General features: G+C 65.3%; 12 protein-coding genes. 7 read left to right on the top strand and 5 right to left on the bottom strand.

All coding sequences use genetic code 11. The features are described from left to right. Positions 1–82: 82 nt before the first annotated feature. The 3 genes from SAS01S_RS03655 to SAS01S_RS03645 are packed head-to-tail and all read left to right on the top strand — an operon-like array spanning position 83 to position 1,123. Positions 83–382, top strand: coding sequence for an integration host factor subunit alpha (locus SAS01S_RS03655; protein ID WP_066804989.1), 300 nt, complete (start codon positions 83–85; stop codon positions 380–382). 11 nt (positions 383–393) lie between these two features. Beyond that, a complete protein-coding gene (locus SAS01S_RS03650; protein WP_066804988.1) occupies positions 394–780 on the top strand; it encodes a MerR family transcriptional regulator in 387 nt (128 codons plus the stop codon). Between the two features lie 52 nt (positions 781–832). Then, positions 833–1,123, top strand: coding sequence for a GIY-YIG nuclease family protein (locus SAS01S_RS03645; RefSeq protein ID WP_066804987.1), 291 nt, complete (start codon positions 833–835; stop codon positions 1,121–1,123). A gap of 69 nt (positions 1,124–1,192) precedes the next feature. Here SAS01S_RS03645 and SAS01S_RS03640 read toward each other — a convergent pair whose 3' ends face one another. After that, positions 1,193–1,825, bottom strand: a complete 633-nt coding sequence (locus tag SAS01S_RS03640; protein WP_066804985.1) for a TetR/AcrR family transcriptional regulator — start codon at positions 1,823–1,825, stop codon at positions 1,193–1,195. 125 nt (positions 1,826–1,950) lie between these two features. Here SAS01S_RS03640 and SAS01S_RS03635 point away from each other — a divergent pair, with 125 nt between their 5' ends. After that, positions 1,951–4,338: a TonB-dependent receptor gene (locus SAS01S_RS03635; protein ID WP_066804982.1), complete on the top strand. Its 2,388-nt coding sequence runs from the start codon at positions 1,951–1,953 to the stop codon at positions 4,336–4,338. Between the two features lie 74 nt (positions 4,339–4,412). Next, positions 4,413–5,687, top strand: a complete 1,275-nt coding sequence (locus SAS01S_RS03630) for a spinster family MFS transporter (protein WP_066804980.1) — start codon at positions 4,413–4,415, stop codon at positions 5,685–5,687. Positions 5,688–5,728: 41 nt separating this feature from the next. On the opposite strand, the gene pabB is transcribed toward SAS01S_RS03630, so the two are convergent. Further along, positions 5,729–7,492 carry an aminodeoxychorismate synthase component I gene (pabB, locus tag SAS01S_RS03625; RefSeq protein ID WP_066804978.1) on the bottom strand — a complete coding sequence of 588 codons (1,764 nt, stop codon included), beginning with the start codon at positions 7,490–7,492 and terminating at the stop codon, positions 5,729–5,731. A 117-nt stretch (positions 7,493–7,609) separates the two neighbouring features. Here pabB and SAS01S_RS03620 point away from each other — a divergent pair, with 117 nt between their 5' ends. Next, positions 7,610–8,272, top strand: coding sequence for an MBL fold metallo-hydrolase (locus SAS01S_RS03620; RefSeq protein ID WP_066804962.1), 663 nt, complete (start codon positions 7,610–7,612; stop codon positions 8,270–8,272). Between the two features lie 102 nt (positions 8,273–8,374). Here the strand turns inward: SAS01S_RS03620 and rlmN are convergent, their stop codons facing one another. From rlmN to SAS01S_RS03605, 3 genes are all read right to left on the bottom strand, one after another. Continuing rightward, positions 8,375–9,559: a dual-specificity RNA methyltransferase RlmN gene (rlmN, locus tag SAS01S_RS03615; RefSeq protein WP_439646828.1), complete on the bottom strand. Its 1,185-nt coding sequence runs from the start codon at positions 9,557–9,559 to the stop codon at positions 8,375–8,377. A 69-nt stretch (positions 9,560–9,628) separates the two neighbouring features. Continuing rightward, positions 9,629–10,144 (bottom strand): hypothetical protein, encoded by a 516-nt coding sequence (locus tag SAS01S_RS03610; protein WP_066804954.1) that lies wholly within the window; start codon positions 10,142–10,144, stop codon positions 9,629–9,631. Positions 10,145–10,195: 51 nt separating this feature from the next. Beyond that, positions 10,196–11,122, bottom strand: coding sequence for an NAD-dependent epimerase/dehydratase family protein (locus SAS01S_RS03605; RefSeq protein ID WP_066804952.1), 927 nt, complete (start codon positions 11,120–11,122; stop codon positions 10,196–10,198). 91 nt (positions 11,123–11,213) lie between these two features. On the opposite strand from SAS01S_RS03605, the gene SAS01S_RS03600 reads away from it, so the two are divergent. Beyond that, positions 11,214–12,104 carry a LysR family transcriptional regulator gene (locus SAS01S_RS03600; RefSeq protein ID WP_066804949.1) on the top strand — a complete coding sequence of 297 codons (891 nt, stop codon included), beginning with the start codon at positions 11,214–11,216 and terminating at the stop codon, positions 12,102–12,104. Positions 12,105–12,191: the final 87 nt, after the last annotated feature.

Raw genomic sequence — 12,191 nt, 5'->3', positions numbered from 1 at the left:
ACCTATTTAGGGTCACTAAGGCCATTTCATGCCTTCCTCCATTGTGTTACGACAATTTTTTGCCACGCAAGGGAGGGTGTGAATGGCAATTGTGGGTACGTTGACGCGGGCTGATCTGTCCGATGCGTTACAGCGTGAGGTTGGGCTATCCAGGGCCGATTCGGCCAAGTTGGTCGAGGAGATCCTGGGTCACATGTGCGACGCGCTGGCGCGTGGCGAAAACGTCAAGATTTCGGGCTTCGGTACCTTCGTCCTGCGCGACAAGGGTCAGCGAATCGGCCGCAATCCCAAGACCGGTGTGGAAGTGCCGATCGCGCCGCGGCGCGTGCTGACCTTCCGCGCCAGTCAGATGATGCGCGACCGCATCGTCGACGCGGGCTGACGGAGCAGCGCATGGCCGCGCTCGACAAGGCGGCTGGCGCATTCCGTACGATTGGCGAGGTGTCGCAAGACACCGGATTGCCCCAGCATATCCTGCGCTATTGGGAAACGCGCTTCGCACAATTGCGTCCGCTGCAGCGCGCCGGCAAGCGCCGTTATTACCGGCCGGATGATGTCGCGCTGATTCGGCGGATCGACGACCTGCTCAACCAGCAGGGCTATACGATCCGCGGCGTGCAAAAATTGCTGGCGGCCGAGGCGCGCGGGAGCGCGCCAACGCCGTCGCCCGCACCGGCACCGGCGGTTCCGGCCGCACCTGTCCCAGTGCCCGGTTCGCCGATTGATCTGAGCGCGCTGAGGACGGTTCGCGACATGCTGGCGCGAGCGCTGGCAGAATAGTTCTTCATCGTCATCCCCGCGAAAGCGGGGACCCATCTCCAGCGCGTGCCTGATGACCGGCGGCTTCGTTTACATCCTGACTAACCGCAAACATGGTGCGCTCTACACCGGCGTCTGCGCCGATATCGCCGCGCGTATGATGCAGCATCGCGATGGGACCGGCAGCAAGTTCTGCAAGAAGTATGGCATCAACCGGTTGGTGTATGTCGAGAGCCACGACCCGATCTACGACGCGATAACTCGCGAGAAGGCGATCAAGAAATGGAACCGGGCTTGGAAAATTGCCCTGACTGAACGCAACAACCCAGATTGGCGCGATTTGTTCTTCGATATCAACTGCTAAGCTTGCGGCATCTCCCGGCGATGGGTCCCCGCTTTCGCGGGGATGACGGTCGTTTTAGCCGGAAACCCCCTACCGCGCCCGCAATCCATCCCGCAGCAGTTCGGCCACGACATCCGCCACCGCTTCCGGCGTGCGGTCCTCGTCCCACACGCCGTAGCGCAGCCCGAGAAACACGTTCATCCCCATCACTGCCCAGGCGTGGACGTCGGATACGTCGTCGCGAATCTCGCCGCGCTCGGCGCCTGCTTTCAGGCGCTGCTCGATGCGCTCGGCAGTGGTCGCATAATGGGTGCGGAAGCTGGCGGGGTCGACGAATTCGGCCTCGTCGATGATGCGGTAGATCTCCTTGTGGCCGCGCACGAACTCGAGGAAACTCAATAGGCCGGCGCGCTCGGCGGCGATCTGGTCGGGCGCGGCGCGAATCGCCGGGGCGACGGTGTCGCGGACCTGGTCGGACATGTCGCGGACCAGCGCGCGGAAGATCGCGTCCTTCGAATCGAAATAGGTGTAGAAACTGCCCAGCGCGACGCCGGCGCGGCGCGTGATCCCGCTGATCGATCCGTCGTGAAATCCCTTTTCGCCGAATTCGATCGCGGCCGCGTCGAGCAGCGCGCGTAATGTCCGCCGCCCGCGCTCGGTGCGTGGCGCTTTTCCTTCGCTGGCGGTGGCATCGAGCGTTGCAGTTGAGCCACGCTGGACCATTCTTTTTGCCTCCCCGTCAACCGGCAAGTTGAAACCCGGTTCAGGTTTCAGTATAGGCCGGATCAACAAGCGTTCAACCGGGTCGTTTCCCGCACGGACGATAGACCATTGGGAGGGTTGAAGGGATGATTCGTCACCGTCACGTGCGCGCGCTGTATCTCGGCGCTGCCGCCACCGCATTGTTCGCCGGCCCCGCCTACGCGCAGGAAACGCCGGCGACGCAGCCGGTCGCGGACGATGTCCAGGCGAACGCCGATGCGCCCGCCGATATCGTCGTCACCGCGCGGCGCCGCTCGGAAACCCTGCTCAACGTGCCGATCGCGGTGACCGCGTTCACCGCCGACAAGCTCGACAAGATGGGCGCGGTCGACCTGACCGACATTCAGAACACCACCCCGAACACGACGATCAAGGACGCGCGCGGCACCAATTCGACGCTCGCCGCCTTCATCCGCGGCGTCGGCCAGCAGGACCCGGTGCCGGGATTCGAGGCCGGTGTCGGCATCTATCTCGACGACGTCTATCTCAACCGTCCGCAGGCGGCAGTGCTCGACATCTATGACGTCGAGCGGATCGAAGTGCTGCGCGGGCCGCAGGGCACGCTGTACGGCCGCAACACGATCGGCGGCGCGGTCAAATATGTCACCCGCCGGCTGCCGGACCATTTCGAGGTCGCCGCGCGCGGCACCTATGGCTCGTATAATCAGGCCGACGGCATCGTCAGCCTGTCGGCGCCGATCGGATCGATGGTGCGGATCGGCGTGTCGGGCGCGCGGCTGACTCGCGACGGGTTCGGCCGCAACCGCAATCTCGGCATCGACAATTACAACAAGAACATCTGGGCTGGCCGCGGCACGATCGAGTTCGAAACGCCCGACAGCCGCCTGCTCGTCCGCATCACCGGCGATTATACCCACGACAAATCGGCGCCGCGCAACGGCCATCGCCTGTTCGCCGGCAAGCTGACCGGATCGCCGGTGCTCGACAATGTCTATGACACCAATGCCGGGCTCAATTTCCCCAAACAGGATATCCAGGCCGGCGGCCTGTCGATGACCGCGACCGCGAAGCTGACCGACCATCTGACCTTCAAGTCGATCAGCGCCTGGCGCAAGGACCGCAGCTTCACCCCGATCGACTTCGATTCGACACCGTCGGTCGATGTCGACGTGCCCGCGGTCTATCGCAACGAGCAGACCAGCCAGGAATTCCAGTTCCAATGGTCGAGCAGCAAGGTCAACGGCCTGATCGGCTTCTATTATCTCGGCGCCAAGGCTTCGACCGGGTTCGATGTCCTGCTCAATACCACGTTGCCCAATCTCGATGGTTATACCGCGGGTGACGTCCGCACAGAAACGTCGTCCATCTATGGCGATTTCACTTTCGATTTCACCCCGCAATTGAGCCTGTCGCTCGGCGGCCGCTACACCTGGGATCAGCGCACGTCGTTCATCTACAAGGCGAACTACCTGGGTGGGCCGCTGTTTGGCGCGACCAGCGAGTTCGGCGGCAATCCGATCCCGTTTGGCGCACCGCTAACCAACTTCCGCGGCGAGGCGAATTTCAAGCGTTTCACGCCGCGCGCCAGCCTCGCGTTCAAGCCCAGCGCCGATCACATGTTCTATGTGTCCTATTCGGAAGGCTTCAAGGGCGGCGGCTTCGATCCGCGCGGTTCGGGTGCCTCGGCGCCAGAGACCAACGGCGTGCCGGGCCTGCAATATCAGGAAATCTACAACTACCTCTCGTTCGACCCCGAAACGGTCAAGAGCTACGAGATCGGCTGGAAGGGATCGGCGTTCGACAAACGGCTGACCTGGGCGCTCGACGGCTTCTATTCGGACTATAGCAACGTTCAGATTCCGGGCTCGGCCGCACAGATCGTCAATAACGTGCAGACTTTCATTGGCATAACCAGCAACGCTGCCAAGGCGGATCTGAAGGGCGTCGAGTTGGAAACCAACGCGGTGCTGGCCCGTGGCTTTGCCGGGCCGGGGTCGAACCTGACCTTCGCCGGCGCGCTCGGCTATCTGGACGCGAAGTACAAGCGCTTCATTGGCCCGACGGGTACCGATATCGCCAATATCCGCGTCTTCCAGAACACGCCCAAATGGACACTCTCGGGGACGCTAAGCGGGACCGTGCCAGTGGCTACCGGCGACCTGACCGCATCGTCCACCGTGTCGTATCGCAGCCTGACGCATCAGTTCGAAACGGCGTCGCCATTCCTCGATCAGCCCGGCTACACCTTGTGGGATGCAAACCTGACCTACAGCTTCGGATCGAAGAAGCAGTATTCGTTCGGGCTACACGCCAAGAATATCACCGACGTGCGCTACAAGATCGGCGGATACCAATACATCAAGACCGATCTCGCCGGCGTGCCGCTCGACGCCGCCAACAAGCCGATCACCAACGGCACGGGCTATATCGGAACGTTGGGCAAGGAAGGCATCGCCACCGCGTTCTACGGCAATCCGCGCCAGGTGTTCGGAACCTTCTCGCTCAAATTCTGATGGCAGGGTAAAAGGGGGATGAGCCGGGTGCGCCAGCCGCGCGCCCGGCTCTTTCTATAAGCGGGAGAGGGCGTATGACGAACAGGGCCGAGCGGCCGGGCTATCCGGCATTGGTGCTGACGATGTTGCTGGTCGTCTATACGTTCAACTTCCTTGACCGCCAGATCCTCGGCATCCTGGCCAAGCCGATCCAGGCCAGCCTCCATTTGAGCGACGCGCAATTCGGCGCGATCGGCGGGACCGCCTTCGCCATTCTCTATTCGGTCCTGGGCGTGCCGCTTGCCCTGCTCGCCGATCGCGTCGGCAAGACCCGGGTGATCGCCGGCTCGCTGGTGGTGTGGAGCGGGTTTACCGCTTTGTGCGGCACCGCGACCGGTTTCTGGTCGCTGTTCCTCGCGCGCCTCGGCGTCGGCGTCGGCGAAGCAGGCGGGGTCGCGCCATCCTATGCGCTGATCGCCGATTATTTCCCGGTCGAGCGCCGCGCCCGCGCGCTCGCCATCTATTCGATGGGCATTCCGATCGGGCTCGGCTCGGGCGTGCTGCTCGGCGCCTATATCGCCGCGTTGGTCGACTGGCAGACCGCGTTCCTTACCGTCGGCGTCGCCGGCATCCTGGTCGCGCCGGTCTTCCTGTGGCTGGTGCGCGATCGTCCGCGCCCCGCGCCAGTCGCCGAAGCCGACGCGGTGCCGGTATTGGCGGTCATCCCGATCCTGGCCCGCAAGCCGGCTTACTGGCTGTTGTCGATCGGCGCCGGGTGCAGCTCGATGGCGGGCTACGGCCTGGCGCTGTGGGTGCCCAAGATCATCGCGGTCCATTACGGCTGGACCTCCAATCACGACCTGATCAAGGTCGGCCAGTTCATGGGCTCGCTGCTGCTGATCGGCGGGACCACAGGGATTTTCCTCGGCGGCGTGTTTGCCGACCGGCTCGGGACGGTCGATCGCGCCTGGTATGCGCGGTTGCCCGCCATCGCCTGGCTGATCACCGCGCCGACCTTCATGCTCGGCCTGTTCACGCCCTATCCGATGTTCGCCTGGTTCCTGCTCTTGATCCCCAACGCGCTCAACACGCTGTGGCTCGGCCCGATCGTCACTGCCGCCCAGCATCTGGCGCCGTCGCGGACGCGCGCGAGCGCCTCGGGCAGCTTCCTGCTGGTCAACAATCTGCTCGGCCTCGGCCTCGGCCCGTTGCTGATGGGCACGCTCTCCGACGCGCTGAAGGCCAGCTACGGTGCCGATTCGCTGCGCTATGCCGCGATCATCGGGGTGAGCCTGTACCTGGTCGCGGCTTTGCTCGCGTTCCTGGCGATCAAGCCGCTCAAGCGCGGCTGGGTCGAGGCAACGGACTGATCTTTAGTGCCGCAACTGTTTCAGCTCTGCTGAAACAAACTTTAGCCCAACGTCGCCGGGATCAGCCCGCGCAAGGCGTTGCCGACGAAGAAGCCGTGTTTGAGATCGGCGCGCGTCAGCGCCGCCTCGACGGCGCGGCCGCTCTCGATCAGCTCGGCGCGCAATATGCCGGGGAGCAGTCCGGCACTGAGCGGCGGGGTCAGCAACACGCCGCCGCGCTCGACGAACAGAGTGGTGAAGCTGCCTTCGGTCAGACGGCCGTCGACCTCGAACACTGTCTCGAACCCCTGACGCGCTTGATCGTAAAAGGCGCGATCGCTGGTCTTGTGACGCAGGCGGAAATCGTCGGGCGCGACCGGCAGCGGCGCGATCGTCACCGCGACCGGCGTCTCGGGCATCGCCGGCATTGCCGCGACTTCGATCGCGACCGCGCCCGACGGCGCCAACAGCAAGCGGATGCGTGATGCCCGGCGCAACCGGAAGGTCGCCGCCTGGAGTTCGTTGCGCGCGGCATGGCGGTCGAACGCGAAACCGAAGGCGGTCGCGCTCGCCTTCATCCGCGCCAGGTGGCGTTCGAGCATGGCGATCCCCTCGATCGGATCGAACGCCATCGTCTCGATCAGGTCGAAGCGGCGCGCGCCGACGCCGACGAACGCGGTCTTGGCCTGCGCCTCGTCCCATTCCTCGCCCATTCGCGAATCGGCGACGATACCGCCGCCCGCGCCCAACAGCGCGTGGTCCGCCCCATTCTCGATCACCAAGGTCCGTATCGCCACATTGAACATCGCCCCGCCGGTCGCGTCGAACCGACCGATAGCGCCGGTATAGGGCCCTCGCGGCGCGCTGCCCATCTCGATCCCTGCAAGAGCCTCGATCGCGCGGATCTTGGGCGCGCCGGTGATCGATCCGCACGGAAACAACGCCGCCAGCACATCGATCGCATCCTGGTCGGGGGCCAAGGTCGCGGTGACGGTCGAGGTCATCGTGTGGATGGTCGGATAGGTCTCGACCGCGAACAATTCGGGCACCGCGACGCTGGCCGGTTCGGCGACGCGCGACAGATCGTTCCTCAGCAGATCGACGATCATCAAATTCTCGGCACGTTGCTTGGCGTCGCCGCGCAGTTCGGCGGCGAACGCGCGATCCTCTTCGGGAGTCGCGCCGCGCCGCGCGGTGCCTTTCATTGGTCGCGTGGTCAGCCGGCCGCCGTCGAGCGCGAAGAACAATTCGGGCGACAGCGACAGCAGCCAATCGTGCCCGGTCCACACCACCGCGCCGTAGCCCGCGCGCGCGCTGCCCCGCAGCCGCGCATAAGCGGCCAGCGGATCGCCGGCGATCGGCACCCGCGCGCGAAAGCTCAGATTGGCCTGATAGAGATCGCCCGCTTCGATCAGCGCATGCACTTCGGCGAAGCGGTCGGCATAAGTGTCGCGGTCGATATCGGGCTCGGGTGAACCGAGCCAGGCGGCGGCGGGATCGGGCAGCCAGGAGGCGACATCGGCCGGGGCGATCTCATCGAACCGCTCGAACAGGCCGAACCATAATAAGGGGGTTCGGGCCTGGGGCAGGTCGCCCAACACCGGCTCGAACGCGCTCGCCGCCTCATAGGCGAGGAACCCGGCGGCATGGAGTCCGCGATGCCGCGCCGCGCGCAGCCGCTCGAGCGCGGGTTTGACCGCGGTGATCTCGCGCGCCTCGACGATCTCGACCGGCGACTGATAGAGCCGCGCGGGGGCGGCGCCGATTTCGCGGGCGTCGTCGAGCAGAATGAAAGGGCGGCCGCGGCGGATCACTGCCCTGCTCATGCAACCGGGTCCGACGCTTCCGCAACCCCAAGCTTTTGCCGCGATGCGTCAGGCGCTCATGCAAGTCACCTCGCACAGGGCATTGCCCGTCGCGAACACAGACCTTAGGTCTCCGCCATGGCCAGCACCGCGCAGCCGCTTCGCGCGGCGATCATCCCCGTCACTCCGCTTCAGCAGAACTGCACCTTGCTGTGGTGCACGAAGACGATGCGCGGCGCGTTCGTCGATCCGGGCGGCGATTTGCCTTTGCTCAAATCGCAGATGGAAAAGCACGACGTCACGATCGAGAAGATCCTGGTGACGCACGGCCATTTCGATCATTGCGGCGGCGCGGCGCAGCTCGCCGACGATCTCAGCGTCAAGATCGAGGGGCCGCATCCCGAGGACATGTTCCTGCTCGAAAAGCTCCATGAGGACGGATTGCGCTACGACGTACCCGGCCGATCGTTCGTACCATCGCGCTGGCTCGACCAGGGCGACACGGTCACCGTCGGCGAGGTCGAGTTCGCGGTCCACCACACGCCCGGGCACACGCCCGGCCATGTCGTATTTCATAATGCCGAGTCGAAACTGGCGATCGTCGGCGACGTGCTGTTCCGCGGATCGATCGGCCGCACCGATTTTCCGCGCGGCAATCACCAGGAATTGATCAACTCGATCGTCACGCGGCTGTGGCCGATGGGCGACGACACTTTCTTCCTGCCCGGCCATGGCGACCCGAGCACGTTCGGCCAGGAACGCCAGTCGAACCCGTTCGTGGCCGACTCGGTAATCGCCTGACGTTCTTTCCCGAGGGTCAGAGACCGTTTGAAAACTCGCGGTAGAGCGAGTTTTAAGGCCGGTGCCGCGAAATGCGCTCGCGGCGCATTTCCAAACGGACTCTCAGCCCAGAGCGGCGAGCTTTTCCTCGGCGAGGCGATCGAGTTCCGCCCGGCTCTTCTTCTCCGACGCGGTCTTGAGCTGACCGCAGGCCGCGTCGATGTCGCGGCCGCGCGGGGTGCGCACCGGGGCCGAGATGCCGGCTTCGAAGATGATGTCGCTGAACCGCCGTACGCGCTCGGGCGTCGATGTGTCGTACGGCGCGCCGGGCCAGGGATTGAACGGGATCAGATTGACCTTGGCCGGCAATTTGTACTTGCGGATCAGGCGGACGAGCTCGTGCGCTTCCTCGTCGCTGTCATTCTTGTCCCTGAGCATCACATATTCGAACGTGATGCGCCGGGCATTGTTGGCGCCGGGATAGTCGGCGCACGCCTGGAGCAATTCCTCGATTCCGTATTTGCGGTTGATCGGGACGATCTCGTCGCGGATTTCCTTGGTCACGGCATGGAGCGAGACGGCGAGATTGACCCCGATCTCGGCACCCGCACGCGCCATCATCGGCACCACGCCAGAGGTCGACAGCGTGATCCGGCGCTTGCTCAGCGCAAGCCCGTCGCCGTCCATCACGACATGGAGCGCGTCGCGGACATTGTCGAAATTATAGAGCGGCTCGCCCATCCCCATCATCACGATGTTGGTCAGCATCCGCCCCTCGGGCTGCGACGGCCATTCGCCGAGCGCGTCGCGCGCGAGCATGACCTGGCCGACAATCTCCTGGCTGGTCAAATTGCGTACCAGCCGCATCGTGCCGGTGTGGCAGAAACGGCAATTGAGCGTGCAGCCGACCTGGCTCGACACGCATAGGGTCCCGCGATCGGCGTCGGGGATGAACACCATCTCGTAATCCTGGCCGTCGGGCCCGCGCAGCAGCCATTTGCGCGTGCCGTCGGTCGACACCTGCGCCTCGATCACCTCGGGCCGGCCGACGACGAAGCGCTCGACCAGCCAGGGATGCTGCGCCTTGGCGATGTCGGTCATCGCGGTGAAGTCGGTCGCGCCGCGATTGTAGATCCAGTGCCAGATCTGCTTGGCGCGCAATTTCGCCTGCTTGGCGTCCATCCCGGCGGCGAGCAACGCCTCGCGCAACTCGGCCTTGGACAGGCCGATCAGGTCGAGGCGGCCATCCTCGCGCGCCACCGTCTGGCGAGGCACGGGCACGGGATCGATGTGCCCCGGAATGGGCATGAGGGCGGCCGACTCTGTCTGCATGGCGCCGCACATAGGGGAAAAGGGCGTGATTTGCTAGGTGGGTGGCTAGGGTACCGCGCGGCGGCGATAGGTGAAGTCGTAGGCCGGGCTCCACGTCTTGCCGCCGTCGGTCGAGAAAGCGCCTCGCTGATGGACGGAGCCGACCGGATCGGGGCCGAGCGTCATGCGGTTGGTGACCGGTCCGTTGGTCGACAGGAAGATCATGTCGCCGCTCGTAATATTGCCCGTCAACGTCGCCGCCGTGCCGCCGCTATCGACATAATATTGCCGCCAGCCTTTTTCCGCCGGGACATAGGCGCTGATCGAACGGCCCTTATACGCAATCGGTTTGCCGTTCGGCCCGATCGACTGATCGAACGTCTCGCTGATCGCGCAGCCGACGATTTTCTCGATCCTGCTGTGCGCGACCGGAGTCTTCGATCCGGCGGCAAAGACGTCCCAGTCGCCGATCCAGAAATCGAGTGCGCGGTGGTCGGCGTCGGTGCAGTCGACCTTCGGCGGCGTCGGCGGCGGCGTGGTTTGCGGCGCGGCGGCGGCGAGCAGCAGGGCGATCGGGCTCATTGTTCCTCCCTTGTCCGCCGCAGGCTGACATGTCCCGCCACCGCCAGCAAGTCAGTCGCAGCCGAGTTCCTTGAGGCTAGTCGCCATCGCGATATCGAGCGGCGTGTCCGGCTCGGGTCCGATCGCGGCGACCAGGTCTTCATTGTCGAGCCGCACCGGATACTCCCAGAATGGGCGCATCTCGACCATTTCCTTCATCGTCGGATTGAACAGGCCGATCAGCGGGAGCAGTGCCCAGGGCATTCGCCAGGTTTTGACCGGACGCCCGACCGCTTGCGCGATCGCCCCGGTGATCCGCGTGCCGTCATCGTCCCACACGCCGGCGAAATGATAACGAGCGAAGCGAGGCAGGTCGTCGCTCTTGTCGAGCAGTCGCGCCAACGTCCCGCCGACATCGGGCAGATAGGCCCAGGCGTGCCCGATCCCCGCCTTGCCCGGTACCATCACCCGGCCGACCGGCTTGCCCGGCGTGACCAGGCCCTGGCTCAGCCAGCTATTGCCCGGGCGCGGGCCGAAATAGTCGCCCGCGCGCAGGATCACTCCTTTTACGCCCGATTGCTCGATTGCGCGCTCCATCGCGACGCGGATCGCGCCCTTTCTGGTGTTCGGATGCTGCGGGCTGTCGGGCGCGATCACCGGCGAGGTGCGCGGATCGTAATTGTAGATCGTGCCCGGGAGCGCGAGCCGGGCATCGTTGGCCCGCGCCGCGGCGATGCTGTTCTCGAGCATCGGCATGGCGAGCTTTTCCCAATCGAGATAGCCCGGCGGGTTGACGGCATGGACGATCGCATCGACGCCGTCCGCCGCCGCCAGCACCGCCGCACGGTCCATCGCATCGCCGATCCGCCAGTCGATGCCGTCGCCCTCGCGCGGCGAGCGCGTCAGTCCGCGCACCGTCCAGCCATTAGCGATCAGCGCCCGAGCCGTCTCTCCGCCAACCCCGCCGGTCGCGCCCAGCACCAGACCCGTTTTCGTCATCGTTCGTCTCCTCGATTTGTTGACCTTGATATCGGCCAGCCGGCGCCTGAATAAAATTGTCACGATATGACGATCGGCCCATATAAATTTGATGAGCGAAGATTGGGAACGTCACCGCGCTTTCCTGGCGGTGCTCCGGGAAGGCAGCCTGTCAGGCGGCGCGCGGCGGCTGGCGCTGGCGCAGCCGACGGTGCGGCGGCGGATCGCCGATCTCGAGGCAGGGCTGGGCGTCGCCTTGTTCACCCGCGCGCCCGACGGGCTGGTGCCGACCGAGGCCGCGCTCAGTCTGCGCCAGCATGCCGAGGCGATGGAAATCGCCGCCGCCGCCTTTGCCCGGGGCGCGACGCAGGGGAACGAGGTCGCCGGACTGGTCCGCGTGTCGGCGAGCGAAGTGATTTCGGTCGAGATATTGCCGCCGATCCTCGCCGATCTGCGCCGGCGCCATCCGCGGCTGGTGGTCGCGCTCAGCCCAAATAATCGCAATGAGGACATGGTGCGGCGCGAGGCCGATGTCGCGGTCAGGATGGTCCGGCCCGCGCAAGACGCGCTGGTCGCGCGGCGGATCGGCGATATCCATGTCGGGCTGCACGTCCGCGCCGAGCTGCTCGCCGGGCGGCCGGCGCCCGCGACGTTCGAGGAGGTCATCGCCTTCGGGCTGATCGGAGTCGAGAACGACAACGCCGTGACCCGCGCGATGCGCGCCGGCGGCATCCCGATCCGGGTCGAGGACTTCGCCTTCCGCACCGACAGTGACCTCGCGCAGATGGCGGCGCTCCGAGCCGGGCTGGGGATCGGCGTATGCCAGGTGCCCCTCGCCGCGCGCGACCCGGCTTTGGTCCGCATCCTGCCCGACGCGTTCAGCCATCCGCTCGACACCTGGGTAGTGATGCACGAGGATTTGCGTACTTCCGCCCCGGTGCGCGCGGTGTTCGACGCGCTGGTCGCGGGGTTGAAGGACTATCTCGGCTCGGGAAAGGCCTGAGGCGAGGGGATGCAGTGCGATCGGTGCAATCTCCTCTCCCTTTGGGAGAGGAAGGGGCCCGCTCGGCATAGCCGAGTGGGAAGGTGA

This window comes from Sphingomonas asaccharolytica NBRC 15499 (genome assembly GCF_001598355.1).
Taxonomy (GTDB): domain Bacteria; phylum Pseudomonadota; class Alphaproteobacteria; order Sphingomonadales; family Sphingomonadaceae; genus Sphingomonas; species Sphingomonas asaccharolytica.
The sequence above is the reverse complement of the archived record's forward strand: the minus strand, read 5'-3'. Positions and strand labels throughout refer to the sequence as shown.

Coding starts and splice junctions, on each gene's coding strand:
- SAS01S_RS03610 (WP_066804954.1), bottom strand. CDS start 10,144: ATGAGCCCGATCGCCCTGCTGCTCGCCGCCGCCGCGCCGCAAACCACG.
- SAS01S_RS03630 (WP_066804980.1), top strand. CDS start 4,413: ATGACGAACAGGGCCGAGCGGCCGGGCTATCCGGCATTGGTGCTGACG.
- rlmN (WP_439646828.1), bottom strand. CDS start 9,559: ATGCCCATTCCGGGGCACATCGATCCCGTGCCCGTGCCTCGCCAGACG.
- pabB (WP_066804978.1), bottom strand. CDS start 7,492: ATGAGCAGGGCAGTGATCCGCCGCGGCCGCCCTTTCATTCTGCTCGAC.
- SAS01S_RS03655 (WP_066804989.1), top strand. CDS start 83: ATGGCAATTGTGGGTACGTTGACGCGGGCTGATCTGTCCGATGCGTTA.
- SAS01S_RS03620 (WP_066804962.1), top strand. CDS start 7,610: ATGGCCAGCACCGCGCAGCCGCTTCGCGCGGCGATCATCCCCGTCACT.
- SAS01S_RS03645 (WP_066804987.1), top strand. CDS start 833: ATGACCGGCGGCTTCGTTTACATCCTGACTAACCGCAAACATGGTGCG.
- SAS01S_RS03640 (WP_066804985.1), bottom strand. CDS start 1,825: ATGGTCCAGCGTGGCTCAACTGCAACGCTCGATGCCACCGCCAGCGAA.
- SAS01S_RS03605 (WP_066804952.1), bottom strand. CDS start 11,122: ATGACGAAAACGGGTCTGGTGCTGGGCGCGACCGGCGGGGTTGGCGGA.
- SAS01S_RS03650 (WP_066804988.1), top strand. CDS start 394: ATGGCCGCGCTCGACAAGGCGGCTGGCGCATTCCGTACGATTGGCGAG.
- SAS01S_RS03635 (WP_066804982.1), top strand. CDS start 1,951: ATGATTCGTCACCGTCACGTGCGCGCGCTGTATCTCGGCGCTGCCGCC.
- SAS01S_RS03600 (WP_066804949.1), top strand. CDS start 11,214: ATGAGCGAAGATTGGGAACGTCACCGCGCTTTCCTGGCGGTGCTCCGG.